30 protein-coding genes are annotated in these 24,897 nt (G+C 62.4%); 13 read left to right on the top strand and 17 right to left on the bottom strand.

The window, feature by feature from the left end:
- Positions 1 to 35 precede the first annotated feature (35 nt).
- The 6 genes from BIO17B3_RS17170 to BIO17B3_RS17145 form a co-directional block, all read right to left on the bottom strand.
- Entirely contained in the window at positions 36 to 584 is a 549-nt protein-coding gene (locus BIO17B3_RS17170) for a hypothetical protein (RefSeq protein ID WP_156054946.1), read from the bottom strand.
- Positions 581 to 1,618 (bottom strand): ParB/RepB/Spo0J family partition protein, encoded by a 1,038-nt coding sequence (locus BIO17B3_RS17165; protein ID WP_156054945.1) that lies wholly within the window; start codon positions 1,616 to 1,618, stop codon positions 581 to 583. Before BIO17B3_RS17165 ends, BIO17B3_RS17170 begins: the two co-directional genes overlap by 4 nt.
- Positions 1,615 to 2,898, bottom strand: a complete 1,284-nt coding sequence (locus BIO17B3_RS17160) for a DUF1376 domain-containing protein (RefSeq protein ID WP_156054944.1) — start codon at positions 2,896 to 2,898, stop codon at positions 1,615 to 1,617. Before BIO17B3_RS17160 ends, BIO17B3_RS17165 begins: the two co-directional genes overlap by 4 nt.
- Positions 2,899 to 3,033: 135 nt before the next feature.
- Positions 3,034 to 3,249, bottom strand: a complete 216-nt coding sequence (locus BIO17B3_RS17155) for an AlpA family transcriptional regulator (protein WP_232054329.1) — start codon at positions 3,247 to 3,249, stop codon at positions 3,034 to 3,036.
- Positions 3,249 to 3,623, bottom strand: a complete 375-nt coding sequence (locus BIO17B3_RS17150) for a single-stranded DNA-binding protein (RefSeq protein WP_197737911.1) — start codon at positions 3,621 to 3,623, stop codon at positions 3,249 to 3,251. The genes BIO17B3_RS17155 and BIO17B3_RS17150 overlap by 1 nt, the downstream gene beginning before the upstream one ends.
- Positions 3,620 to 3,901 carry a YdaS family helix-turn-helix protein gene (locus BIO17B3_RS17145; protein ID WP_156054943.1) on the bottom strand — a complete coding sequence of 94 codons (282 nt, stop codon included), beginning with the start codon at positions 3,899 to 3,901 and terminating at the stop codon, positions 3,620 to 3,622. Before BIO17B3_RS17145 ends, BIO17B3_RS17150 begins: the two co-directional genes overlap by 4 nt.
- A gap of 74 nt (positions 3,902 to 3,975) precedes the next feature.
- On the opposite strand from BIO17B3_RS17145, the gene BIO17B3_RS17140 reads away from it, so the two are divergent.
- From BIO17B3_RS17140 to BIO17B3_RS17090, 12 genes are all read left to right on the top strand, one after another.
- Positions 3,976 to 4,650: a S24 family peptidase gene (locus tag BIO17B3_RS17140; RefSeq protein WP_156054942.1), complete on the top strand. Its 675-nt coding sequence runs from the start codon at positions 3,976 to 3,978 to the stop codon at positions 4,648 to 4,650.
- 334 nt (positions 4,651 to 4,984) lie between these two features.
- Entirely contained in the window at positions 4,985 to 7,138 is a 2,154-nt protein-coding gene (locus tag BIO17B3_RS17135; RefSeq protein ID WP_156054941.1) for an endonuclease, read from the top strand.
- Between the two features lie 219 nt (positions 7,139 to 7,357).
- A complete protein-coding gene (locus BIO17B3_RS19385) occupies positions 7,358 to 7,480 on the top strand; it encodes a hypothetical protein (protein ID WP_255421406.1) in 123 nt (40 codons plus the stop codon).
- 74 nt (positions 7,481 to 7,554) lie between these two features.
- On the top strand, positions 7,555 to 8,016 hold the full coding sequence (locus BIO17B3_RS17130; RefSeq protein WP_156054940.1) for a single-stranded DNA-binding protein: 462 nt from the start codon (positions 7,555 to 7,557) through the stop codon (positions 8,014 to 8,016).
- A gap of 9 nt (positions 8,017 to 8,025) precedes the next feature.
- Complete coding sequence (locus BIO17B3_RS17125) at positions 8,026 to 8,235, top strand: hypothetical protein (protein WP_156054939.1); 210 nt, start codon at positions 8,026 to 8,028, stop codon at positions 8,233 to 8,235.
- Complete coding sequence (locus BIO17B3_RS17120; RefSeq protein ID WP_156054938.1) at positions 8,232 to 8,831, top strand: HD domain-containing protein; 600 nt, start codon at positions 8,232 to 8,234, stop codon at positions 8,829 to 8,831. Before BIO17B3_RS17125 ends, BIO17B3_RS17120 begins: the two co-directional genes overlap by 4 nt.
- A 57-nt stretch (positions 8,832 to 8,888) precedes the next feature.
- Positions 8,889 to 9,371, top strand: coding sequence for a hypothetical protein (locus BIO17B3_RS17115; protein WP_156054937.1), 483 nt, complete (start codon positions 8,889 to 8,891; stop codon positions 9,369 to 9,371).
- 47 nt (positions 9,372 to 9,418) lie between these two features.
- Positions 9,419 to 9,619 carry a YqaE/Pmp3 family membrane protein gene (locus BIO17B3_RS17110; RefSeq protein WP_156054936.1) on the top strand — a complete coding sequence of 67 codons (201 nt, stop codon included), beginning with the start codon at positions 9,419 to 9,421 and terminating at the stop codon, positions 9,617 to 9,619.
- A complete protein-coding gene (locus BIO17B3_RS17105; RefSeq protein WP_156054935.1) occupies positions 9,619 to 9,906 on the top strand; it encodes a hypothetical protein in 288 nt (95 codons plus the stop codon). Before BIO17B3_RS17110 ends, BIO17B3_RS17105 begins: the two co-directional genes overlap by 1 nt.
- A 20-nt stretch (positions 9,907 to 9,926) precedes the next feature.
- Positions 9,927 to 10,628, top strand: coding sequence for a hypothetical protein (locus BIO17B3_RS17100; RefSeq protein ID WP_156055320.1), 702 nt, complete (start codon positions 9,927 to 9,929; stop codon positions 10,626 to 10,628).
- Between the two features lies 1 nt (position 10,629).
- The gene (locus BIO17B3_RS17095) at positions 10,630 to 10,869 is read left to right on the top strand and encodes a nicotinamide mononucleotide transporter (protein ID WP_172978992.1); all 240 of its coding nucleotides are present in this window, start codon (positions 10,630 to 10,632) and stop codon (positions 10,867 to 10,869) included.
- 502 nt (positions 10,870 to 11,371) lie between these two features.
- Positions 11,372 to 12,622, top strand: coding sequence for a hypothetical protein (locus BIO17B3_RS17090; RefSeq protein WP_156054933.1), 1,251 nt, complete (start codon positions 11,372 to 11,374; stop codon positions 12,620 to 12,622).
- 2 nt (positions 12,623 to 12,624) lie between these two features.
- On the opposite strand, the gene BIO17B3_RS17085 is transcribed toward BIO17B3_RS17090, so the two are convergent.
- The 4 genes from BIO17B3_RS17085 to BIO17B3_RS17070 form a co-directional block, all read right to left on the bottom strand.
- Entirely contained in the window at positions 12,625 to 13,617 is a 993-nt protein-coding gene (locus BIO17B3_RS17085; protein ID WP_156054932.1) for a hypothetical protein, read from the bottom strand.
- Positions 13,618 to 13,691: 74 nt separating this feature from the next.
- Positions 13,692 to 14,342, bottom strand: coding sequence for a hypothetical protein (locus tag BIO17B3_RS17080; protein WP_156054931.1), 651 nt, complete (start codon positions 14,340 to 14,342; stop codon positions 13,692 to 13,694).
- Complete coding sequence (locus BIO17B3_RS17075) at positions 14,329 to 16,368, bottom strand: hypothetical protein (protein WP_156054930.1); 2,040 nt, start codon at positions 16,366 to 16,368, stop codon at positions 14,329 to 14,331. Before BIO17B3_RS17075 ends, BIO17B3_RS17080 begins: the two co-directional genes overlap by 14 nt.
- Before the next feature lie 412 nt (positions 16,369 to 16,780).
- Positions 16,781 to 17,959 (bottom strand): integrase arm-type DNA-binding domain-containing protein, encoded by a 1,179-nt coding sequence (locus BIO17B3_RS17070; protein ID WP_156054929.1) that lies wholly within the window; start codon positions 17,957 to 17,959, stop codon positions 16,781 to 16,783.
- A gap of 336 nt (positions 17,960 to 18,295) precedes the next feature.
- Between BIO17B3_RS17070 and BIO17B3_RS17065 the strand changes: the two genes are divergently transcribed.
- On the top strand, positions 18,296 to 19,519 hold the full coding sequence (locus BIO17B3_RS17065; protein ID WP_156054928.1) for a site-specific integrase: 1,224 nt from the start codon (positions 18,296 to 18,298) through the stop codon (positions 19,517 to 19,519).
- Between the two features lie 34 nt (positions 19,520 to 19,553).
- On the opposite strand, the gene BIO17B3_RS17060 is transcribed toward BIO17B3_RS17065, so the two are convergent.
- The 7 genes from BIO17B3_RS17060 to BIO17B3_RS17035 all read right to left on the bottom strand — a co-directional run bounded on the left by BIO17B3_RS17060 (position 19,554) and on the right by BIO17B3_RS17035 (position 24,507).
- A complete protein-coding gene (locus tag BIO17B3_RS17060) occupies positions 19,554 to 20,531 on the bottom strand; it encodes a hypothetical protein (RefSeq protein WP_156054927.1) in 978 nt (325 codons plus the stop codon).
- A gap of 15 nt (positions 20,532 to 20,546) precedes the next feature.
- Entirely contained in the window at positions 20,547 to 21,260 is a 714-nt protein-coding gene (locus BIO17B3_RS17055) for a hypothetical protein (protein ID WP_156054926.1), read from the bottom strand.
- A 251-nt stretch (positions 21,261 to 21,511) separates the two neighbouring features.
- Complete coding sequence (locus tag BIO17B3_RS17050; protein ID WP_156054925.1) at positions 21,512 to 22,180, bottom strand: hypothetical protein; 669 nt, start codon at positions 22,178 to 22,180, stop codon at positions 21,512 to 21,514.
- A complete protein-coding gene (locus BIO17B3_RS17045) occupies positions 22,141 to 23,175 on the bottom strand; it encodes a hypothetical protein (RefSeq protein ID WP_156054924.1) in 1,035 nt (344 codons plus the stop codon). The genes BIO17B3_RS17050 and BIO17B3_RS17045 overlap by 40 nt, the downstream gene beginning before the upstream one ends.
- On the bottom strand, positions 23,172 to 23,495 hold the full coding sequence (locus BIO17B3_RS19290; RefSeq protein ID WP_156055355.1) for a hypothetical protein: 324 nt from the start codon (positions 23,493 to 23,495) through the stop codon (positions 23,172 to 23,174). The genes BIO17B3_RS17045 and BIO17B3_RS19290 overlap by 4 nt, the downstream gene beginning before the upstream one ends.
- Entirely contained in the window at positions 23,492 to 23,905 is a 414-nt protein-coding gene (locus tag BIO17B3_RS17040) for a hypothetical protein (protein ID WP_156054923.1), read from the bottom strand. The genes BIO17B3_RS19290 and BIO17B3_RS17040 overlap by 4 nt, the downstream gene beginning before the upstream one ends.
- Before the next feature lie 80 nt (positions 23,906 to 23,985).
- Complete coding sequence (locus tag BIO17B3_RS17035) at positions 23,986 to 24,507, bottom strand: DUF6573 family protein (RefSeq protein ID WP_232054328.1); 522 nt, start codon at positions 24,505 to 24,507, stop codon at positions 23,986 to 23,988.
- Between the last annotated feature and the right edge of the window lie 390 nt (positions 24,508 to 24,897).

Genomic DNA, 24,897 nt, shown 5'->3' with positions numbered 1-24,897 from the left:
CTGAACGACTGGCGGAGCTCGCCCGGAATGCGCACTCAATCGGACCTGACCGACACTCCGAGCAGTCGAGCTGTAGCGGCAAGGGCGTCCCGACGCTTGCGCCAGCCAGTGGCTCGATGGCGCCCCATAGCCTGAGCGGTTTGACCACTGGCCGCACCGGCGGCGAGGCAAAGCTCCAATGCCGTCAGTGGATCGGATCGTCGGGCCGCGGCGACCGCCGCGCTGCGCACCTGCTCATCCTCCCGCGCCTCTTCACGCGCCAAGAGAATCGACAGAGGGTTGGCGTTTTCGTCGCGAGCCGCTGAAAGGTGACTGCCCTCTGGTTCCTCGTCATCGACGCTGTTGTCAGAGCGGAACAGGGATTCGCGCTCCGCGAAGCCCCAAAGCTTGCCGAAGACGAACTGCTCGAGGGTACCGAGAAGCGGGTCGAAGGTGCTTTGCCCTGCTGCGATTTCGGCGCAGATCATCAGGGCCTGCTGGTGCACATCCTCGATGTCCGTCCTGGCGGACCTTGCAACCCGCCGCAGGCCTTCTCCGTCAAGCGATTGAAACAGGGCGATGGCGTCACTGCCTTGCGCGCTCATGGCCGTCCTCCTGCGAAGCCAGTGATGACGTGGATCAGGTCTTGCTCGACCGCGGCCAGAGCAGCGCGAATCGCGTCAGGAAAGCCGTCCTTGCTGGGCAGCCACTCGGCGATCTGCTGCAGATGAACCGCCCTCTCGGGGACCAGAGCGCGCGCAAGCCACAGGGGTAGCGCCACCGTGATGGTCTCGTTGTCAGCCCGGTCATCTGCGCTCGCAACTCCCGGCTCATGCCCGTCGCACGGCTCACCGAACTCGCCCGGATCATCGGCCGTCTGGGTGGTTTTCTCCGGCGCGCTGCTCTCCGCATCGGCCGCAGAGGATCTTTCCGGCGACAGCAAGGCGCTCGCCGTCGGTTCCTGCAGCAGCCCCTGTTGTCGTGCGGACATCTGCGCTTCGTGGGCATCCAGCACCTTCCTGCATCGCTGAATCGTCAACTGCTCGCCACTTTGCAGCAGCCCGCGGCGCAGATGTTCCGGGAGGCGGCAGAACGCATCCCAGGCGCCAACCTGCGTCATGACCCCAGCTTCATACAGTGAGCGCGCCAGGGGGTCGCGGCTGATGACCATCATCGCTGCCACCCACTCGTCGGGCTTGCACAGCATGCGCGCCATCGCGCCGGCCGGCACGCCCAGGTCGCGCAGCTGCTCGATGCCCCCGAGGTATTCCAGAAGGGACAGGTCCGCTCGATGCGCATTTTCACCGAGCTGCAACACAGTCTTGATCCGCCGCGCCTCCACCGGGAAGACGCGTGCGGGGATGGTCTTCCAGCCCAACATGATTGCTGCGCGGTACCGGCGCTCGCCGAAGATCAGTTCCCAACTTCCATCGGCCGATTGCCGCACGCCTACGGGCTGCAGGAGCCCATACAACGCCATGCTGTCGCGCAGCTCGGCCTGCGCCTCCTCATCGAAGTAGCGTCGCGGCTGATCGGGGTCCGGTCGGATGGCCCTGAGTGAGATTTCCAGAATCTCGGTGCGACTCAACTCGTCTTGGCCGAAGTTGAGTGGCGCCGTGCTTGTATCGGTCGGATTCATCCGTTCGACTCCTTTGCTGCGGCAGGCGCGAAACGCCCGCTCGTGAAATGGGACTGAAGACGCTGCAACTTCTCTTTGATCTTCTCGGGCGCGGGCACCGGCGGGCGGGCCGGCCCTGGTGCGGAACCCTGCACGCGCGAGAGCACGTTGACCTTGACCTGAGACGCGATGAATTCGGTGCGCAACTTGCCTACATCGGCCAGCAGCGATCCGATGTCATGGCCCTTTTCGACATACCAGCGCCCCCCATGGCCGACGTACCAGGCGGCGATGGCTGGCGCCTGTGCACCGAGGCTGCGCACGAGATCGGCAACCTGCCTGCGCGCCTTGCCGTCCTGAAGGGGATCGGCCCCGTAGCGCGCGTGGTATGCAGAGCCGTACTGCGCCCAGACCTGCCCGCAAAGCGTTTGCTCATCCGCGGTCAGGTGTCTGCCTTCGGGTTTTCCGGGGTTCGGCTTTGTCCCAACGAAGGGGGGCGGCGAAGGCGCGTCAGCGCCTGGAGCCGCAGGCATGGTGGAGAGCACAGGAAGCTGCCGCTGCGGCGCCGTAACGGGGTCACGCGTGACGTCCGTCACGGCCGTTGCGCCGTGACGCGTCACGCTCGCCGTCACGTTTTCCCCTCCTTCTTTCGTTTCACTTTTAAAAGAAGGCGTGACGGGCGTCACGTTTTGCGTCACGCTCGCCGTGACGGTTTCCGTGACGGTCGGTCTGACGGCGTCACGCGTGACGGGCGCCGTGACGGTACCCTCCGCGCCTGCTGACGCAGCCAGCTTGGCGAGTCGCTGCCGCTCGCGATACCGGCGTGCGCGCTCTGCCGGGCTGCTGGCTCGCCGCGTTGGGGTGGCATCACTGATGGTGTGCTTGCTCTTTTCCCAGGCATCGTGGGCGAATTCCGCGATCACCGGGTGATACAGGCGGCCATCGGCGCACAGGATCCATCCGCGCATGGCAACGTCTTTGACTTTGCGCCAACGGCGCGGCGTATAACCGCCGGCCAAGTGTGCGAGCACACGATCATCGTTGGGCAGGCTCGCCGCAGGCACTTGCAGCCAGGCCTTGGCGTACAGCGCCATGGCGGCCTTGAACTCTTCGCCTGTGGCCATCGCGAACTGGTCAGAGTCCATCATCCTGCCGACGTCGAGCGGCATGAAGACCATGCCACTGCTGCGCAGGTCGCAATCAGGCGGGGTCAGCGGTTCTGCCAAATGGGGCACGGCATCGGCCTCGTCGCAGCGAAAGCAAGCACCGTCGAGTGCAGACAATTCAGCGGGTGATGACATGTGCATGGATGCGCTCTCCCCCTACGAAAAAATGGGACACAAAAAAGAGAAACGCCCACCGGCCGGCATCAACCGGCGGGCGGGCGTAAGCCCCATGCAGAGGTGAGGAGACATTCAAGGCCGGCGGGCGCACGTTCATGCGGCCCTCCCCTGCTCCGCCATGGCTTGCGCCCCGGCGTCCACCATCCGCACCAGATCGGCGACCCGCCAGCGCGTGAGGCCGCCGATGCGCACGGGCTGCGGAAAGACACCCGCGCTGACGTTGCGCCAGAAGGTCGATCTGCCCATCGAGAGCATGCGGGCTGCTTCCTCGGCGGTCACGAGAAGTTTCAGGGGCTCATTCATGTTCATCAAAAGACTCCGTTGCTTCTGCCCCGGCTCGCGGGCGCTTCGGTTCTTGTTTGCACTGCTCCTGGCGCTCCGCGTTTGCGTCGTGCCGAGGCGATCGTCAGCACAGCGTTGACGATCATCTTGAGTTGCGGGCGGGGTTCGCCTTCTTTGGTGATCCAGACGCCCGCAGTCAGCGTGCCGGCCAGTGCGACGGGCTCGCCAGCGCTCAGCGACAGCAGCGCTTGGCAAACCGCGTCATCAAAAGCAATGACGTCGACGAATGCCGCCTCATTGCCATCTGTCGGCACTCGAACGGTTGCAACCACGAACGGAACCTTGCCGATGCGGCGCGATGCGGTCCTCTTGAGCGTCCCCTGGATGAGTGCGCTGATCATGGCTGCTCTCCGGTCGAGGGGAAATCAGGGCCTGGTGCAGGAGGTGCCCCCTCTGTGCCCACGAGTTCTGGCCAGATCAGGTGCCAGTCGTCGGGGCGGAGATCCCAGCGACGAACTGCCAACGCTGATTCAATTGCGTAGCATCGTCTCGGGGGCACGGGGCGCAGCCCCTTGATCCATTGGTGCATGGTCGGGGGTCTCACGCCGACCATGCGTGCGCAAGCGGACAAGCCGCCGTTGGCGGCGATCGCTTCAGACAGAGGAGTGATTGCGCTCATGAAGCAAGTATAAGGCAATGCATTCTTTCGGGCAATGCATTGCCTTATACTTGCTTATGAAGTCGAATAAGGCAATGCTTACAGGCAAAGAACTCGGCGCTGCAATTGAGTCGGCGCGACTGAAGAAGGGGGTGTCGAAGGTCACCCTAGCGCGAGCTATGGATGTCAAGCCGCCGTCTGTTCAAGACTGGATCAATCATGGTCGTGTTGCCAAGTCTCGCCTCAATGCCCTGTTTCAATACTTCTCAGACGTCGTCGGACCAGAACATTGGGGGGTACGCGAAGAGTGGGGATTCGGTGTCCCCGCGCGAGCTGTTGATGGGATGGTCACGATCCCTCAGTTCGACTTGAAGGCTGCCGCTGGGCCCGGGCGTTACTTGGAAGCACAACTGCGCGTCGGCGCCGTGCAGGTATGTCAAGACATCGTCTCCCGCATCCTGCGCAACTCGGGCGTGGCGCTAACCTCGCTTGCCCTCGTCACGGTTGCAGGCGACTCTATGGAGCCAACCATCAATGACGGCGACATCGTCGTCATTGACAGATCCGTGCAGTCCATCGAGCGCGACGGCGTCTACCTCTTCACCTTCGGTGACGAGACCTTCATCAAGCGCATCCAGCGCATGCCGAAGGCTCTGTCCATCAACTCGGACAACGGCCTCTACAAGTGCTGGGAGATCTCCCCCGAGGAAGCGACCGGGCTGCATGTTCACGGCCGCGTGATCTGGGCATGGCTCGGCAAGCAAATCTGATAACGGGCGCCTCACGAGCCGCCATGTTGTAAAAATTCTATTTGCAAAAGTTGGTTGGAATCCCACGGTTTCCAACCATTACGGCGACAAACGGCTGCCGGCCAGCAGCAGTCATTGGCTCTTTCGCTGAAAGCGGTCATGTCGTATTGACTGTTCAGACAGGATGCTAGCGTTCAAGCCCTTCGCAGCACTTGATCGACCGCGGCTGGGCTGCCGAACGGCATTGATTGCCGGAGCCGTGGTTTGGGTGAAGTGCGCTCGCACCGGCCGACGGTAACGAGAGATTCGGGCGCTAATCTCGCCGCAACTCCATCAATCGACTTAAGGAGGCAAAGTGGGAGTATTGGCAAAGGCCGCAGAGTTGCACGGCCACAAGACCATTGCGGCCATCACCGCAACTGCATTGGCGAGCGGTCCGGTGCAGGCATCTAAGGACGACGCGAAAGCTGCGCTCGAAGCTCTAAAGGGTTATCTAGAGCGCAACGACCATCAATGGTCAGTTGCAGTCATGCTGGCCCTGCTGCTGTGGGATGCGGACAGCGCAGTCGCACGCCTGCGGCGCGACGGTTTGCTTCGAGCTTCGCGGTACAAGTTCCAAGCAGGTGCCATCGTTAAGGCGACAGACGCCGCCTTGGCAATGTTGCCCACAGTCACTTTACGTGCCGACCGGCAGGAGTTTCTGCGCTCAGTTCGGGTGCTTCTCAACCTCGCTCCCGCAGCCCGCCGCCTGCGGCAACGCTTGGTAATGCGCCTGAAAGCCCGGCGAAGACTCGTTCAAAAGAGCCTCCTGGTCATCATCAACGAGGCCTTCGCACAGGGCTGGAGGGGTGGCAACCGGTACCTGGATTCCTCCATCTTCGAGCATTGGTCAACTGAGGAAATCACGCAAGGCCTGTCCCTCATCCTGCACCTGATGCGCGAGGAGATTGGGACCGTGCCGACGGACTGGCAGCACGTTGACGAATTGCTGGTGTCCCCTTACGACAGTGTCTACGCGGAGCTGCTGATGGACGCGGCTCGTCTCAATGAGCTGTTCGAGGTGGAGGCGCTGCTGGACGGCATGCCGTACAAGGTGGAGCAGCACGGCAAAGAGCTCAAGGTACTGTCCATTGACGAAGACCTTGAGCGGTCGATTCGCCTGGGCTACATCCAGAGCAGCTTGCAAGAGGAAATTCGCGCAGCCGGTGTTGTGCGCCAGTTTCACGAAAGGAACCAGCCGATCCCCACCATGGAGGCCTTCATCAAAGCGGCCTTCGAGCACTCTCGTCTGGGTGAATTCGTCGAGCTGCGCACCGAGCCAATTGAGCGGCTGGTGTTCCTGGTCATTCAAGACCCGGAATTCTTCGCGCCCATTGCAGGCGACCAGTTTTTCGCAGAGGAAGTCGCTGCGCTGATTGGCCTTGGCATCGACAACTTCCGACAGGGCGCTCCGCTGTCATTACAGGTCACTCAGACGCTCACTGCAGGCGACATCATGAAGGTCCAGCGCATGTTCGCGTTCTTCAGTGCCGTCTTCCAGCAGAAGCTTCAGGAAATTCAGCCTGAGGAGAGGCAGCAGCGCCTGAGGATGCGGTCCGTCCTGCCGCTGGTACGCGTCAAGGACATGGTGATGACACTCGGTCAGGTTCTGCCGCCCGCCAAAGCGCAAGAGGTTGTCGACGTCCTCACCCTGAAAGCAGACCAGAAGTTCATCGACATCCAGTACCGGCCTCTAATTGAGGCGGCCGACTACTTGGTTGTCGCTCCAGCAATGGTTGCGCGGTCGAACCTAGTGCGCAATGTCGTCACAGCAAACAATCTGCGCAGTGTTCTCCTCGGTGGCAAGGACCCGATGCAGGAGGCCGTCGTGGCGACGCTCGAAGAAGCCGGCTTCAAGGTGAGAGCCAACTTCGAGTTCAACATCGAAGGCAAGCGAGAGACCGACATCATTGCGTGGCGGGAGGGGCATCTCTTCGTCTTTGAGTGCAAGAACTCGTTTCTGCCCGTGTCGGCGCACGAACTGCGAACAAGCTATGAGCACCTGAAGACGGCTCGGGACCAGCTTGACATCCGCCTACGTTGGATGAAGGTCACCGCCAATCAGGAAAAGCTGCTCAAGTGGCTGAGCTGGGATGTTCCCGCCACAGCCGATGTGCACACCGGCGTCATCACCGCTAATCGAGTATTCAACGGGTACACGATGGGTGCGCATCCTGTACGTCAAGCGCACGAGCTGATCAACGTGGTCGCTGGCGGCCACGTACGGCTTTGGCCAGAGCGGCAGGTCCGCTTCTGGCGCGATGAGAGCTTCCAAGCGCTTGACCTCGTCGAATACCTTCAAGGCGGGAGCATCATCCAGCAGCAGTTCGACGTCCTGCGACCGTTCGAACGGCGATTGCATATCGAGGATATGACGCTGACGCTGCAGAACTACCACTTGGATATGCAGGAAGCGGTGGAGCAGTTCCAGGGCGGGGACGGTGGCGACAATCGCTCGTCAACGGACTGAGTGGCGCGGTCAGACCTTCGGCCTGGTGTACTGCGTCTGCAGCTTGGCAGCACAGCGCGCTGGCGTCTCCAATCGGCGCCTTTGACGGTGCTAGTCGCGTTCCAGAGATGCCGTCTAGCCGCGCCATCAAGCGGCATCCTCCTGCCGATTAGTGCGGGAGCGATTCCGATCAGGTTAAACCTCTGGACCTAGCACCGCCGAGACTACCGAGGGCGCCGAATGTCCGCTTCGTCTTGGCGCGACCGGCTGCTATGGGTCGAGGGCTGCCGAGCCGTGGCACGCCCTTCGCCTTGTCGTGATGTCGCCTCGGTATGGAGTGGCCCACAAGCCACCCTGCTGTAAAAAGTAGGCAATGCCTATTTACATGAAGGCAGGCATTGCCTACTATTCACTTCATCCCCTCAATGGAGTGAAGCATGTCCTCTCTCAACAAGGTTCAACTGATCGGCCACCTCGGACGCGACCCCGAGGTGCGCTACACGCCTGACGGCAACGCAGTCGCCAACCTGCAGGTGGCCACGGCTCGCGTCTGGAAAGACAAGAACGGTGAGCGCCAGGAAGACACTGAGTGGACGCGTGTGGTCTTCTATGACCGCCGCGCAGAAATCGCCAGCGACTTCCTCAAAAAGGGCGGTCAGTGCTACGTCGAAGGCTACCTACGCACCAGGAAGTGGGCCGACAAGGATGGCATCGATCGCTACACCACCGAAGTCGTCGGCACGGATCTGATTCTGCTGAGCAGCAAGCCGGGAAGCGAAAAGCAAGGCCCCACCTCGGCTGGTCAAACCACAAGGCCTTCGGCCGCCATCGCGGCAGCCGTGGCGGCGCAAGAGCCGCTGATGGGCGAACCCGTCGACCCCTTCGGCGACCACGCCTGAGGATCTGCCATGTTCCCCTCTCGTTTCAAGGTCGATTACGCGCTAGTGGGTGAGCGCGACGGATTTTCTGGCCGCAGAGCCGATGCCAAGCTGTGGCGCAAGGAGTCCTACCGACGCGGGTATGCCGACGGCCTCTTGGCCAGCGCGACCCGGGCGCCGCAGAGCATGCAAGTTGGCGCAGCGACAAAGGCCACCGTGGGCCGGGAGGCACGCCGATGAACTCCCTCCACATGCTGACCTTCTCCGGCCGCGACTATCTGCCCACGCAGATGGTGCCTGCGGACGTGGACATCGAGGACGTTGCCCATGCACTGTCACTGATCTGCCGCTTCGGCGGCCACACCGAAGTGCATTATTCGGTGGCACAGCACAGTCTGCTGGTGGCCAGAATCCTCGAGGAGCGGGGTGCGCCCGTCGACGCCCAGATTGCCGGACTGCTTCACGACGCGCATGAGGCCTACATCGGCGACATCCCGACACCCATCAAGAGCGCACTCGGCGCAGCATGGCATGACGTCGAGGCTGACGTGGCGACCGTCGTGCGTCGGGCACTCGACGTGACATTCGCCTCGCATGACTGGGAGGACCTGATCAAGTATGCCGATCTGGTGGCCCTGGCCACTGAGCGGCGGGATCTGATGCATTTCGATGCTGACCGCAACCTCCCCTGGAGAATCCTAGGGGGTGTAGCGCCATTCCATGAAAATATCGGCGCCCTCGGATGGTCACCCCAATGGTGGGCGGATATCTTCCTGGATCGCTACGAAGCTCTGCGCAGCGCCCGCGAGGCCGCACGCCTGCCGCACGCTGCCTGAGCACCACCCATTACCCGCGGACTTCCGCTGGCATCACACAACAACCCAAGGACCCCCATGAAGATGAACACCAAAACCCTGCTCGTTGCCGCCGTTGCAGCAAGCGCCCTGCTCGCCGGATGTGGCCACAAGACGGATCCCGCGAATGCGTCCCTGCACACGATGCTGAAGGATCCGAAGGCACTCACCGCCGAGTGGAACTGGTGCGGTCAGCAGCCCAATCCGGCATTGATCAAAGGCTGCGTCAACGGACAAGCCGCCGAACTCATCACCAAGAGCCCGACCATGCTCGCCGACGTCACTGCGCCGGAACCGTGGCCTGGCAAGACCACTGCCTATTTCCAGGCGGCGGCACGCGGGATCTTCGCCGGCAAGAACACGCAAAAGGACAACGCCTATGTCGCCGAAGACCAGTGGTGCACCACCCAGTACATCCTGAAGACGCGCGACATGAGCTGGCTCAACGTCACGAAGCCGGACTACAGCAAGATTTCCGCAAGCTGCGCTGCTGCACGCGGCGTGTCGATCAACCCGTTCTGAGCCTTCGCGCCCCACACCGCCAACAAGTACCTGACCTGGAAACGACCATGCGCCTTCTCATCGCCCTCTTCCTTCCCTGGCTGACGTTCTTCACCATCGGCAAGCCGATCTCGGGTATCGTGTGCCTGATCCTCCAGCTCACGCTGATCGGCTGGATTCCAGCCACGATCTGGGCCGTCTACGCACTGAGCCAATACAAGACCGACCAGAAGATCGCCAAGGCGTTGGCCGATCGGCGGAGCATCTGATGCACACCAACGATCTGATCATCGCCCAGCAGGCGATCGCGATGGCACGCATTGGCCTGCTGCCGACGCAGGAGGCTTCCGGGCGTGCGCTGGCCGCGATCAATGCCGCCCAGGAAGAACTCAGACGCAGCGGGCACAGTGCGCTGGAGCTCGATTCCGCCCGAGCCGCGGCGTCCGTTCTGGCGCTGGGCCACCGCCCGCACAAAAGCATGTGCATCGCCGCGGTGCAATCCATTGCCGCCGTGCTGCTGCGCGAACCGCAGCACGTCGATGAGGCTCAGTCGTGACCTGGCGCCCAGTCTTGTTGATGCTGGCACTTGCCGCCCCGCTCGTGGCTGGCTGCGAGCGACATGATTCCGCCACGTTCGGCCGCATCGCTGAGCGCGCCGCAGGCTATGCGCTCGGTGGCATCGCTGCCCACGACAGCGAACGCTACCTTGACCATCGGGCCAGCGGCCAGTCCTACGAACGACAGCTTGGTGGCGGCAAGGACATTCAGCATTCTGGTCGCATGGGTCTGGTGTTTCCGGAAGCGGATGCGCTGCCAAACCCGCAGCTGACCCCGGGCGCGCTCAATTCCGCGGTGACGCAGGCCAATCTGCGCGAAACCATCTGCCGCCCGGGCGGATACACCCGGTCGATCCGGCCTGATGAGCACTACACAGAAAACCTCAAACGCGAGGGGGTTCGCCGATATGGCTACCCGCAGCAGATGGGCAAGGATGCGTTCATGCTGCGCAACTACGAAGAGGATCACCTCATCAGCCTGGAGCTCGGCGGCTCGCCGGACAGTCCGCAGAACCTCTGGCCCGAGCCGCACCACGTCATTGGTGGCTGGGGAAGCTACGCCAAGGACAAACTGGAGAACCGGCTGCACAGCATGGTCTGCCGCAGGCGAATCAGCCTCGAGCAGGCCCAGCATGCCATCGCCACCAACTGGATTGCGGCCTACAAGCAGTACGTCGGCGCGAGCCCGGATCAAGGTCGCTCACATCGGTATGGGGGGTGACATGTCCACGATCATCACCACCCTCGACGTCGCCTTCACTGCCCTCTCAATCGTGGGCAATGAATTCATCAAGCGCCGCAACCGGCGCGGCTACTGGTTCTGGCTGGTCGGCAATAGCCTCGGGCTGACCGCGTTCGTGTTGCAGCATCAGTGGATCACGGCGCTGCTGTATGTGTACTTCACCGTGTCCTGCGTCCAGGGGCTTCGGCACTGGGCGCGCGCGGAGGTGGTCCATGGCTGACCAGGTTCTCGGGACCGCCATCGAACGCGCTCGCATGCTCTCGATGGGCAGATCGACCTTCTGGCCGGCGTCAGCACCGGGTGCGGCCTCAACCTGTAGGGATTGGCAGTCTCACGCCCCAGCCGGTCCGCCCAGCACCACCGCAGCCCCCGGCGCTGATCGAGGTATGCGCCCGGTTGCATGCCGCGCGAAGCGCGTACCGGCCGAGCTTTCATCTCAAGCGTCCTCTTCTTGGGAAGCAGCACTGCTGCCCATGCGGCATGGATGACCCGCCATCTCGTACCGATCCGGCGGGGGAGTGGCGATGCACTGTCGTTTCGGTCGCAGGACCTCATCTTGCTTTTGAATACTATGCAAAACTGCGATGCTCTGCGAATGCCCCCGCGACGTAGACTCAGCGACTATTGGGAGAGTGATAGTGAATGGGTTGGACATCGGTACCTTTCTAGCGGAGAGCTGCCCGGATCTGGGGCCAGAAGGTCGGCGTAACTTCGCGTCTTGGATGTCCGGGCTGGTCGAAGGTGGCGTGATATCGTCCAACGTGCCGAGCCACAACCTTCCCTTTCAGCGGTGGTACCGCTTCAAAGAGGCGTTCTCGCCGATGCTGGTTGTCGAGGCGATCAAGACCCTGGGTTTCTGGCCGTCGACCTGTCTGGATTGCTTTGGAGGCTCCGGTACCACGGCACTGACCTCGCAGTTCCTCGGCATCGCGCCGACGACCGTTGAAGTCAATCCGTTCCTGGCCGACCTGATTGAGGCGAAGCTTTCGACTTACGACCGCGCATCCCTGGTCGATGACTACGCAGCGGTCATCGACAGGGTGATCGAGACCAAGATCGACCTGCGGTCCATCCGGTACGAGCAATGGCCGGCAACGATGGTCGAGCCCGGGCTCAACAACCGGTGGATCTTCCCCAAGGAAACATTCCGCAAACTCCTGGGTCTGCGCCGGGCAATCGATGAAACCGCGAGCGTGACCAATCGTCGCTTGATGCGTGTGCTGCTGGGCAGCATTCTCGTTGACATGAGCAACGTCGTGATCAGCGGCAAGGGCCGCCGGTATCGCGGCTGCTGGGAGGCAACGCAGAAGGCGCCGGACGACGTGATGAGGGCGTTCGGGTCTGCTTTCGAGGCAGCGTTGGTCGACATCACCCTGCACGGGAAACGCCAGTCGAGCGACTACACGCTGTTCCGCGGCGATGCTCGTACCGAGGTCTCAAAGGCCCGCTCGATCGACATCGCCCTTTTCTCCCCGCCGTACCCCAACTCTTTCGACTACACCGACATCTACAACGTGGAGCTGTGGGTGCTGGGCTACATCAAGTCCCGCGAGGACAACACGCAGTTGCGTACCTCCACGCTGCGCTCTCACGTTCAGATTCATCGCGATATGTCCTGGGAAGGGCTGAAGTCCAAGCGCCTGCAGAAGACCGTCGCCGCACTGAATGCCAAGAGGGACGAGTTGTGGAACTCGCAGTTGCCGGACATGGTCGGCGCCTACTTTGCGGACCTGAACCAGATCCTGACCAACATGCGCCCCAACATGAACCCCGATGGGGCCGTGCTGATGACTGTTGGCGATAGCCGCTACAGCGGAGTCCTGGTGGACGTGGGCGACATCCTGGCTGAGCTTGCTGAAGGCGCAGGCTACGTCTGTGAGGCGGTCACGCCGATTCGCGCCATGCGCACGAGCGCGCAGCAGGGTGGGGAGCGCGAGTTGAGCGAAGACCTGGTGCGACTGCGGCCGGCCTGAAATCAGGCTGCCGCCGGCTCTAGATCGTCGCGAGTGCTGGTCTCCATGAAGTAACGCCGATATAGGATGACGCCCGCATCGGCCGCGGTCTTTGCATCGGGCACCTCGTCGTCGGCATCGCGCCCGTCATACAGGCAAAGATATGCAAGCGGTGCGTTCTCGGCGTTCTTGTATTTCATGGCCTGCTTCACGCCCATCAGGCAATGGCGTCGCATGGTCTCGGGCTTGTACGGCTTTTCCTTTTTGGACTTGGTCATGCCTCGTGAGCGAAGAACCTTCAGCTCCATGATGCAAGACGTGACGGCCTGGCCACGGCTGTTGTCCAAAAGCGAGATGTCGCTTCTTCCGACGCTGGTCTGGTGCTCTCGCAGTACGATCTTTGAGCTGAAAGCCTTCCAGCTCAGATAGACGAAGAGAGCATCCCTGACGATTGCCTCCGCATCCCTGCGCAGCACCCTCTGTTTGCGGTCATGCCAGGCATGCGATACACCATCCGGGTAGCGCAGGCACAGGTCGTGAAATGACTGCAATTCGCGATCCATCGTCGCTTCATCGATGTCGGTCATTGGCGCGGCGTCGAGTCCGATCGAGATCTTTTCGCCGAACACGCCGCCAGGGCAGAGCCGGACTAACCCTTTGCTGGGAATCACCACTGCCATGGGTTGATCTCGCAATCCCAGGCTGCTCAGTCGCTCACCCAGCTCCATCAAGCGTGTGCAGCCAGTCATCAAGGTCTGCACGTGAGCGAACGAAGTGCTCGTGATTGCGATGCATCCGCCAAGGTCCGATGGAGGCTCTTCTTCGAAGAACGGCGCGTCCGACCAGCCCGCCAACGGATCTGCCCCTCCCAGCGGCGGCATGACCACCGCAAAGGGTCCAATACTCTTCATGCCTGCAACGCCCTTTTCGGCAAGGCACTGCTGCGACCATCCGTGCATCCACTTCGAGACACGGAGAAGGAACGCTTCGCCGCTGTCGGAATCGCGGCCGTTCATATCTTGTAGCCGAGACCGGACCACGACCTGCATTGCCGATCTGTCCACGTGCTGAGGGAGCTTGTCGACGCCACTCATGACGCGTGGCTCCCAGCCTTTTTGGCGTTGTCCTCCAGGTAGCCGAAGTACAATTGAAGACGCTCTTTGGGTGTGAGAACGATGTCCGGACCGGCCAGCTCGTCAAAGGCGACTGCGGTGAGGCTGGAGAAGTTTTCCTCGGCCTCTTCGAACACAAGGGCCGTTCGATTGGCGCGATTTGGGGTCGCGTAGATCGCATCCACCAACGCGGCTCGATTTCGCGCGTCCTGCTGCAGCGATGCAAATGCGTTGGTGAGCTCGAGCAGGAAACGGTACGAGCGGCGCAGGAGTGGAAGGTTTCTGCACTCGTTAAAGGCAGCCTTGCCGCTGGCGCTCACCTCGTAGGAGCCATCCATCCACCAGCGCCCGCCGGTGTCGCTCAAGGTCACGCCGGATACCTGCAGCAGACCTTGGCCAACTAGACGATCCAGATCCCACTGGGCATCCGGATAGAAAGGGCCGTGCTCGTGCTTGATGACGCGAGTTTCCAATCCGGTGTCCTCGTAGATCGGTGCCAGGCTGTTGGCGAGAAACACCAGCGCGTGCGCATGGGACTTGGATAAGGGCCGCAGGCCGGACCAATTGGCCATGACCACCAGACCGAGGATCCAGGCCCGGCTGCGAAGGGATGCTTCAGCTGCGGGCATAGGCGATTCTTCCCTTGGTGGATACCTCCAGGAACTCCTCGTAGAAGCGGCGGCGGTCTCGGAGAGCGGCATTCGGTGCACCCTCTGCGAGCAGGTTGATCACGCGCGCGTTGACCTGCGACGCATCGGGCCAAGCATCCTCAGGAATGGTCTCATCAAGTCCCAGGAGGGCGGGGATCATGTTCTGGGATGCCAAGTTGGAGGAGACGATGACCACGTTGCCATCGGCGGACTCGCCGGCGGCAAACTCTCGCAGCATCTGTCCGGCCTGCTTGACGAAGTAGGTGTCCAGGCTGGCCTCAGGCGTTTCGATCACCAGCATGGACCGAGCGTTCTCGGACGTGGCCGCTGCGATCAGAGCCATCCGAAAAGCCAGGTCGATGAACTCACGCTGCGACTCGGAGACGTCGTCCGTGTGGGTGCGCTCCGTCTCTTCCTCCGGGGAAACGGCTGACGTCATGAAGACGTTGAAGCAAGGGTAGGTGAACCTGCGCGACTCGCCGAGCGTCTCGCCATAAGTTTGCTGGCCCAACGAGCACGACTCAGACAGGAACGCCTTGGAGTACTGGGCGAACTTCTCCTTCACCTTCTCTGCCACCTGCGTGACCCTTGCGGTGATTGCTGCCAGCAAATCCTCGTATTGCGCGTACAGGGCGTTCAGTTCAGCCAACTTCACAGCAAGGTCGGCATCCCCGTCTTCGACTTGAATCTCCAGAGCCTGAAGCTCTTCAGCCGTTGCTGGCAACTCAGCAGAGGCGTGCCTGAGGACTGACAGTCTGTCTGCCATTTCTTGCTTGGCCGCTCGCTCTTCAATGAACAGCTGCCGCAACTGCGAGTCGAGTTCTCGCACTCGGGCCTCCTCACCAGCGATGGACTTGCTCAGCCTTGCAACCGTCGCCGCGACCATCTCAAGCTGGTCTCGCGGTAGGTCGTCGTGCCGAGCATGCTGTTCCTGTTCCTCCGGAGGGCTCTCACAGGCAGGGCAGTCACCATGGTCGAGGAGCCGTTGAAGGCGAAGCTGTCCGCGTGCGCTTCTATTGCCGCAGACGGTGCACCCTCGACTGCTCAAGAGCGAGCCGAAGACGTGCCGCGCTGTGTCACTCATCTCAGGGAAGATGCTGAGAAGGAAGCCCTGCTGAAGCCCTTCAGCAGCACGTGTTGCCTCTTCAAGCTCGATCTTGCGAATAAGGATTGAAGATCGAAGGCTTGACCGCTCGCTCGCGAGGCTGTTGATTTCTTTGATTAAGTCGGTTTCGCGCGTCCTCAGTGCCTGAAGTTCCTCGCTCAGTGCGGCGATTTTTGCGGCCTGCCCAGAGGACCCGGCGAGCAAGCTGCGTTCCCTGAGCAGCTTGTTCCGTAGCGAGTTGACATGCCATCGATGGTTCCGGTACAGGCTGTCCTTGGTCCGGATGTCGTCTTCCATCTTCCTGAAGTCATCGGCCAGTTGGGCCTCACACAGCAAGATGCGGAAGGCTTCAATTTGGCCCCGCTCGTTCCAAAAGAGTGGGATCCTGTGCTCAAGGAAGAACACGAGGTATCGGACGAGGAAGTCGAAGTCGTAGCGCTGTGCGACGTTGGTGGCCTCCACGACGACCCGCCCATACTCTGCTTCTGTCGGATCAAGTTCGGCACCGTCGTATTCGAGGTACGTGATCGAAAGATCCTTGAGTGCCCGCTCGACCGTTAGATCGTGCGTTCCGATCGAGATCCCCGCGCGCGCAGTTGCGTGTACCGCGCCATCACTCACCCGCGACCTGAAGAAGCGTCGGGCGTGTTTCCACCCTACCAGATCGTGTGACTTGGCGCCGACCTCGAACGGATTGACTTTCTGAGGATTGAACGGTCCGACCAACAGCCGCAGCATCACGTTGAGCAGCGTGGTCTTGCCAAGGCCGTTGATGCCCGCGATGACGGTGACGCCAGGCAGGATGGGCCTGTCGATCCCGGCGTCGCCCGCGCCCGGGAACAGCTCGTAGCCAGCGATCTTCAGTGACCTGAAAACCGGCAGCGCGATGTTTGGAAGCATCGGAGCCTCCACAACTGATTCATCCAAAACACTCTCCCCGGCGCGACTGGTGTCACACCTCGTGATTTTCCTGAAATGTACCCGCTTCGGTTTGGACAGGAAGGCGGCGGCACTCACTGACTTGCTCTGGGGCATCTAACCGGAATTCGATCCTACTGCCAGCGGGTAAGCATGCCATGACTAATTCGGAAGGCTCGGTGAGGGTCGTGCGCCGGCGGGAATACGGGTCTATCGAGGCGAGGTCAATCCTCTTGTGGCGTCGATCAGCCCCAGAGCGGACATTGGCGCCACCCCATTGACGGTCAGCAGCCGGCCGGTGGCGGACGCTGCCTTCCGAGCAACCGCGCAGATCTAAAACCGGCCGGACGGTCTATGAGTGCTCATCGGCCGCAGCCCGTGCGGATCGGCGGTCTCACGCGATGGCGGGTGGCCGATCCGACTCGCGCTGACGATCCAGCCAGTCCGCCCACCACTGCATCAGCCCTCGACGCTGATCGAGATATTGGGCCCGGTTGTACGCCGCACGAACCGCGTCAGTCTCCCGGTGCGCGAGCTGGCGTTCAATGACATCGTGCGCAAAGCCAGATTGTTCATTGAGCACCGTGGACGCCAGTGCCCGGAATCCATGCGCCGTCATTCGGCCTCGATAGCCCAGCCGGTAAAGCGCGAACAGGAAGGTGTTCTCAGACAGCGGGTGCCCCGGGCGCAGGGGTGAATCCAGCACCAGATCGCGATCGCCAGTAAACACCCGGAGTCGTTCGAGCACAGCCCGCGCCTGTTGGGACAGCGGCACGACATGCGGCAGTCCCGCTTTCATTCGGTCCTCTGGGACCACCCAGACCGCGCCGTCCTCGCGCAGCTCAGCCCACCGCATGCCGCGCAACTCGCCGACGCGCACGAAGGTCAAGGCCAGCAACTGCAGCCCCAGGCGGGTGACCGGCTCCTCATAGCCGTCGATCGCCGCGAGCAGCGCACCGGCCTCGCCTGGCGGGATACTGGCCATCGGCTTTTTCACCTTGCGCGGCTGCAGCACCCGCACCAAGCCGCCGGCACCGTGGCTCTCGATGTAGCCCACATCCTGCGCGTAATCGAACACCGCCGCGATGCGCCCGGCCACCCGATGCGCCGTTTCAACGCGGCCGCCCTTCTGCACGGCCTGCACCACCTCAACGAGCTTCGTGCGCGGGATCTGGTCGATCGGGAGCGAACCAATCGCGGGGTACGCGAAGCGCTCCAGCGTCCCGGCAACCTGCCCCTGGTGCTTGCCGTTGGACAGGGACGGCAGTTTGATCTTCAGCCACTGCTCCGCGATCGCCTTGAACGTCGGTGCGACCTTCGCGGCGGGCGTGGCAGTCGCTGCGTCGGTCGACGCGCTCTTGGCCTGCGCATGCGCAGCGCGGGCCTGCGCCAGAGACATGGTCGGGTAGCGGCCATAGGTCCGCGTGCGCTGTTTGCCGGTCTGCGCATAGTTGGCGCGCCAGCTCTTCAGCCCGGTCGGCGCCACAAAGAGGTACAGGCCGCCGCCGTCGGTGAGTTTGTAGGGCCGCTCCTGCGGCTTGGCTGCCTCGACAGCCTTCACGGTGAGACTCATGGTATCGCCCTTCTGGATGCCATGGACGATACCACGATTGGTGGCTGGCTGGCGTGGTATCGCCCCGGATGCAACGGGACGATTATGGACGCTCCCCCCAATGAAAAAGCCCCGCCGCAGAGACTGCGTGGGGCTTTGAGGGATCACTTTGGATCAATTCTGGCGGAGAGAGGGTCTGTATGGTTGACGTTTCACGCCGTTCCATGCCGTCGCAATTTCTCTTGTTTTTCCATCAGTTGGGGATTTCCGTTGTTTCACGTCGTTGCCCAAGTTTGATGACAGTTCCAACGTTTTTGATGACAATTTTGTGGACAGAGGTCTTGGCGGAGTACGTGCGTGGCGAAGGGACAATTAACAGCGCAGGAAGTGCGCAAATTATCGAAGGTGGACGGCCTGCATCGGGTCGCCACGGGACTGTACCTGCGGGTGCGCGGGGGTTCGAGTCTCTGGACCTTCCGGCACATGGTCAACGGCCGCGCAAGCGAGTATTCACTGGGCTCCCAAGCTGATCTGTCGCTGGCGGATGCCGTCGCCAAGGTGGCCGATCTGCGCGCCAGAATCCGGCGCGGTGAGGCAGTTGAAATCCGCCCCAAGGCCGCTGTCATCAAAACGGCTTTAGACACCTTCGAGGGCGTGGCAAACCAGCTTTGGGAGGCGATGAAACCGGGCTGGAAGAACCCCAAGCACGCCGATCAGTGGATTAACACCCTGCGCGCCTACGCCTTCCCGAAGTTCGGCAGCAAGCCGGTGGCCGAAGTCACGACTGAGGACGTGCTGAGCGCCCTGTCGCCGATCTGGAAGGACAAACACGAAACGGCGACACGACTGCGCCAGCGCATCGAGGCGGTGCTGTCGGCGGCGAAGGCGCGCGGACTGCGCACCGGCGAGAACGTCGCGACCTGGCGCGGGCATCTGGACGCGGTGCTGCCGACGATCAGCAAGCGGCGGCGGGTCGAGCATCACGCCGCCATGCCCTGGGCCGAAGTGCCCGAATTCATGGCTGAGCTGCAGCAGCGATCGAGCATGAGCGCCTGGGCCTTGCAGTTCACCATCTTGACGGCGTGCCGCACGGGCGAGGTCATCGGTGCACGCTGGCCTGAGTTCGAGCTGGACGCGGCGATGTGGATCATCCCGGCATCGCGCATGAAGGCCCAGCGAGAGCATCGGGTGCCGCTATCTGCGCAGGCGGTGAAGCTGCTGCGCGCCCTGCCCCGCATGGATGGCTCGGACGTGGTGTTCTGGGGTGGCAAGGCGCGCAAGCCTCGGCCCGACTTGCCGGCCGACGCGATCGCGCCGGTCAGCAACATGGCGATGCTGGAGCTTTTGCGCGGCATGCGACCGGGCCTGACGGTCCACGGGTTCCGGTCGGCGTTCCGGGATTGGGCTGCGGAGAACTCCAGCTTCCCAGCCGAGGTCGTGGAGATGGCCCTGGCGCACACCATCCAGAACCAGGTCGAGGCGGCGTACCGGCGCGGGGACTTGCTGGAGAAGCGGCGGAAGTTGATGCTTGAGTGGGCAGATTACCTTACGTCGCCAGCTTCGCGCTCGGCAAGTAATTAGGGTTTGCCCGTCGGTTTCCTCAAACCGAGCAGGTTCAGCCGTCCTTGCTCAGCGCATCGGCCTGCTTCTCGATGGCCTTCTGCTTGGCATGCTCCGCTTTCCAAGCCGTTTCCGCTATCGTGAACGCTTGCTCCAATTGCTGCACCGTGGTGCGGAAATTGGCGTACGTAGTGGAGAATTTTTCACAAATTGGCGTGGCAGAATGGCCGGCAACGCCGCAGTACGCCAGCGCCTGCTCGCTTGCAATTTGTTGCTCCTTGGGGATAGCGATCTTTCCACCGGAGTACCCAAATGACGATTCGACAGACTGCAAGCCATAGTGCCAACTGTTGAATTGGTAGTCCATTGATCCGATCGCGTAGTCAACTTGACTTCTCGCATAACTCTGGGTTGGAAGGCTCATTTCCCTCGTCAGTGCCGCCTGCATCCTTTCAGTGAATTTCGCCCACGCGGCCGGCGCCTTCGGCAAGCGTTGCAGATGCACGATTGCATTTTTTGAGTAATCGCGCATCCACTCCGTCAGGTGTTCGATTACCTTTTCCGTGTGTGCCAGAGTCCTCTGCGCGGCATCGACGGTCGCAGCCTGGTTTGCCTGTGCAGTCAATCGTTGGACCTGCTGCGTGAACACGGATTCACTGGACGGCCTCATAACCACATCAAAGCTGTTTCCGCCAGACCCGCCGGAGAGTTGCACTATGTCACCGCGGATCGTCCCGGAAAGGGGGATTGCGGTACCCATGAACTCTGCGGGTTTCAGCGTCAGCACGAGCGTGTCACCACTGACAGCGCCAGTGACCGTGGCATTCATCCTGCTGATCCCGGTTCCGGCAGACGACAACATCACCTGCTCGTAGTGCCCGAGAATCGAGCCATCGGGTCGCTCAACGACTTGTAGCAAGTCGGCGGCATTCGAGTACAAGCCGACGTAAGTTCCGGAGATGTTGCTGGCGTAGGCGACAGATCCAACTGCAAGCAGCGAGTACGATAATAAGAGGCGGACAGAGAAAGTCATGATTGGCCCTCAAATTCACCATAAAGCGCGAACGTGTCCGAACAGTTCGCCGGCATCGCCATTATTGTGTTCGGCCGCAGGAACATAGGCAGGATACTCGACGGATTCTGGGTAATTTCTGTAGGCGTGTTCGATAATTTCTCGCACCACGTCGAACAGCCCGCCCCACGGCAGAGCATTAAAGAGATCTCCGTGCGCGATACCGTTTCTGATAATATTGATGGCACTTCGATCTCTTTTCTTCGCTTCGCTGTGTAAGGCTGGGTTGAGCTCATCATGCGCAACCATGTAGTCGAGTAGCTTATTGAGACCGGGCCTGAATTTCTCGCGATCGAATTTCCTACATTCCACACAAGCTGCGCATCCCCGGCACCGCTTTAGCCAACGCTCGCGCCTCTCCTCCTCTCGCTTGCAAAGCGGCTGAAAGTAGACGCCAATCAACGCAGCTTCAAGACTTCGTAGCGCCTGCATTTCCGCCGGCTTGGTGACGGACCCGTCAACCCACGATAATAGAAGCATGTGCAGCGCCGCATGGTAAGCCACCGCGTGAATCGTCGGCACCCTGTCACTGCGGATTTGGAGCGTCAGCAGATATTCACGCCACTCGGCGATGTGGCGAAATTTAAAGATTGCCTTGTTCGGTCGACCAGCGCCGAAATCTCTCGGGTAAATGAAGTCCTTCTCATGGAGGTTTGGATTTACCAAGTTGATGTCTAGCTCCAGGGACATAATGGACTCCGGTTGACACTTATTCCCGTTTCCCGTGCCGGTGCGACCATGGATTTTTTGACGCTGACCGATGCAGCGATGGTACTTCGGGACGCCCGCATGGGGTCAGTCCTCACGGGGCATCATCACGGCGATGACTGGCTCGCCCTGGTCGCCCGGGCTAGCGGCCAGCACCAGGCGGGCCATGCGGGCGGCGCGAAACCGGCGCCCGGATTATTCCGCTGCGAGCTTAACCACACCACGCGGCCGGCTCATGGGCTGAGAAACGCCCCTCCCACGCTCGACTTGTCGCTGCTGCCATGTTCCAGCCCAACGCGGTACTGGCGACCGTCGATGACGCCGCCGCCGAAGAACACTGCGCCATCGCGAGCAATCGTGACGCCATCTGGCCCGCAGGCGTAGGCCACGTGCTGCCCGACCTGTGCCTGCACCGCGTCCCCTGAGATGGTTGTGATCGCGTCCAGGCGGGGCCTGGGACAGGCGCGGCGCATGGCGGCCAGGTCGATGGTCCGGGCGGCTTGGTCGGCCGCCGCCTGCAGCGCATCGGCGGACGGCCACACCCGGCCCGTGAGCCGGTTCGCAAGGGTGGTCTCCGTCGCCGACACCACGCATGCGGCCCGCACCTGCCCCGCGACCCAGGCGCGGGCCTGTGCATGGTCGAGCAGCGGCGACACCGGCCAGCCCGCTGCGCACGGCTGCAGCGCCTGCGCCTCGGGGAGTCCGGCGCGGGTCAGGGCCTTGCCCAGCACGGGCGCCAGGGGAATCTCCACGCCGGCCGTGCGCCCGTTGGAGTTGTCGTGCTCGCGGTGGCCGATGACCCCGGCGCAGGCAGGCACGGCGACAAGCAGAGCAAGCGCGAAGACGGGGAGAGCGGGCGCGGTCATTTCTGAATCTCCACATTCATTCGGTTCACGACGCACTGCGTATAGCCTGGATTGCCCTGGCCGCCCGGCAAGCGCGAAGCGCACCACGTTCCAGCCGGTACCCAAGGATGGGGCCGGGTGTCGGTCTCGGGGGGCGCCTTGCCTGTGAAGCGGGTATAGGCCGCCTGCGCCGCGAGGTGCATCTCCACGATGCGGCGCTTCCTCTCCTGCTCCGCGTTTTGACGATACGCCCGCGCCGCGCTCACAGCTGCCTGCGCGAACGCATCCCGCTGTTTCAGCCAGCCGTCGTTGATTCCGCATGTGTTGCCCTGGCTGAGCTCGCATAGCGGCACCAGCCCTTGCAGGTTGCCCTGAATGAACCCGCTGCGCGTCGGCGCGGCGCCGTATGCCGTCAGATAGCTCGAGACCAGGCATGACAGCGGCTCGGTCGCATACATCACCCCTCCCATATCCTCGCCGAGCGCCGCCGCGCCGGATCGCCGCTCACACATCTCCAAGTTGAACAGGTACGTATTTTTGTCCAACATGCCCGCGCGGTAGGCATCGACCGCCCACATGACGGGCAGCACGCCCCAATACGGCCCGCCGACATCGCCGCCATAGCCGCCGTCTGCCATGTTCACGCCTGGTGCGCTGGCATACAAGCGGAGCGCGCGGCGGTACAGGTCGAGCACGTCTGGCGCGTCCAGCGCCTTTGACCCTGCAGGCAGAGGGCGTGGAAGAGCGAAGGTCGCCCAGACCCGCACGATGGCTGGCGGCAGGTCTAGCGGCGAATCCACCCCCTCGCCCCAGCCAACCTGCAACTGCGCGATGTGCATCACCTGGAAAATCCGATACGCAATCTGTTTGGGGTCAAACGAGGAGAGGTTGATGCTCGAGGAATATTCCTGCTTGCGGCCGTTCACGGTCGCGCCCTGGCTGAATGAGTACCCCGGGCCGTCTCCCGCGAAGGCGGGCGCGCAGGCCATCACGGCTGCAACGCCCAGGGCGAGCGCCAAGATCAGGGCGTTCCTTTGTTTTGTCAGTGTCATGGTTTTTTCCGGTTTGTGTTGAGTGTGGGGTCGAGTGCTCGGGCAAGGATGGCCCCATCGGAACGCGCCGTCTCCCATTTCCCCGCGCCTCGCCAGCGGTTGATTTCGCCGTAATCCGGCGCGCAGGTTTGCAGGCAGGCGGCGACCCGCTTTTGCTCGCTCACCCCAAACCATGCGCTGCCTGGCTCTTTGGGCGGCAGCCCGGCAGCGGACGTGCAGGCGGTTGGTGCGCAATTCCCGACCAGGAAATCGTTGGCGGGTGGGGCTGCGCACCCCCCGAGCAATACGGACAGAATGGATGCGGCAAATAGCAGCTTCACTTGCTCGCCCCTTCGTCGCTGGGCGCGGGCTTCATGGCCGCGGTCACTTCCGCAAAGTGACCGCCGACATAGACGGTGTATTCCAGGGTCTTGGCCGTCTCGTCCGCCTTGACCACAACGACAAATAGCAGGGGCGTGCCTGCCTGCCCCTTTGGCAGGCCAATGTTCCCGAACCGCCCAGCGCTGTTGCGGCAGGACCAGGCGAGGCCCTTCTCGGCTGGCACCCAATTCCCGCCGCCGGAGAGGCAATCTTGCTTGTACGCCGCAAAAATGGGGTGGAGCACCATGCTCCCCAGATTCGCAATGGCGCCCTGCTGCTGACCGTCGCCAGCCTGCGCCGCCATGGCGGAAGGGACTGCGGCGAGACCGGCAGCCGCCGCAAGGGAAATGGAAAGAATCGCTTTTTTCATGATGAACTCCGGGATGTGGTTGCCGCCGGGCCGCGCCCGGTTACTCCTATTCACCGCCCGGCGAAATGCCGGGCTGGTGTTCAGTCTTCGCCCGGCAGCATCACAGTGATGACTGGCCGCCCGCCATCGTCCGACCCGACGATGAATTTCAGGTGCGCCAGGCGGGGCCTGACGCCGCGCCCTTCGCGCGGGGTGCGCAGCAGTTCGACATACATCGGATGCGCCGGGGTGGCTTGCAGGCCGTGCCGTGCAGCGCGCAGGACGACGCGAGAGAGCATCCAGCACACATCCCACAGCCTGCCGCTTTCCGACTGCCCGGTGTAGCCCTTGCGCTTCTCGTCGGCGTCCGTCCAGGCCACGCAGTCGGCCCATGCGGCGGCGGTCAGCGCCACGGGCCAGACGATGCCAGCCTCGCGGGCGGTGGCGGACATATCGATCAGTTGCCCGTCCTCGATGGCCTGAGCGCGGGTGTAGACGCTGATGGGTTCGCCGAAGATTTCGGTCATGGCGGTGTCTTTCACCCCCTCATTGGGAGTGAGGGCCTGCGTGGACAGGGCGTCGCGCTGCGTGGCGCGGGGGGTGTTGAGGTTGTCTGTGTGCATGGTTGTTCCCCGGGGTGGTTTAGGTTCTCATCGGTCGGTCGGGCACTCACAAACCGAGCTTCAAGCCGGTGCCCCGTAGGGGCATTTCGAGTTGCAAGGACAAGTGCCAGAGCAGGAGCCCAGCGAAGCGGCTCCTGCGGCCCCGCAGGGGCTGGCGCGCAGGACTTGCAGGGAGCGCAGCGACCGGGCGAGAAAAGGCGCAGAAGTCGGTGTGCCCGACTGATCGTTGAGAACCGCTCGGCGAATTCGCACGCGGGCGAACTCACCCGCGCCATGCGGGGCAAAGCCCTGTTAGCGCCCCGCAGGGGCGTATCGTCCGGGCCGCTTGCGGCCCGCTGGATACCCGCAGGAACCGCGCAGCGTGGCTCCTGCGGGCTGGTGAGCAAGCCG

Origin of the sequence: Thiomonas sp. OC7 (assembly GCF_900634595.1) — a bacterium.
GTDB classification, from domain to species: Bacteria; Pseudomonadota; Gammaproteobacteria; order Burkholderiales; family Burkholderiaceae_C; genus Thiomonas; species Thiomonas arsenitoxydans.
Note: the sequence above shows the minus strand (reverse complement) of the source record. Positions and strands in the feature narration are given on the sequence as shown.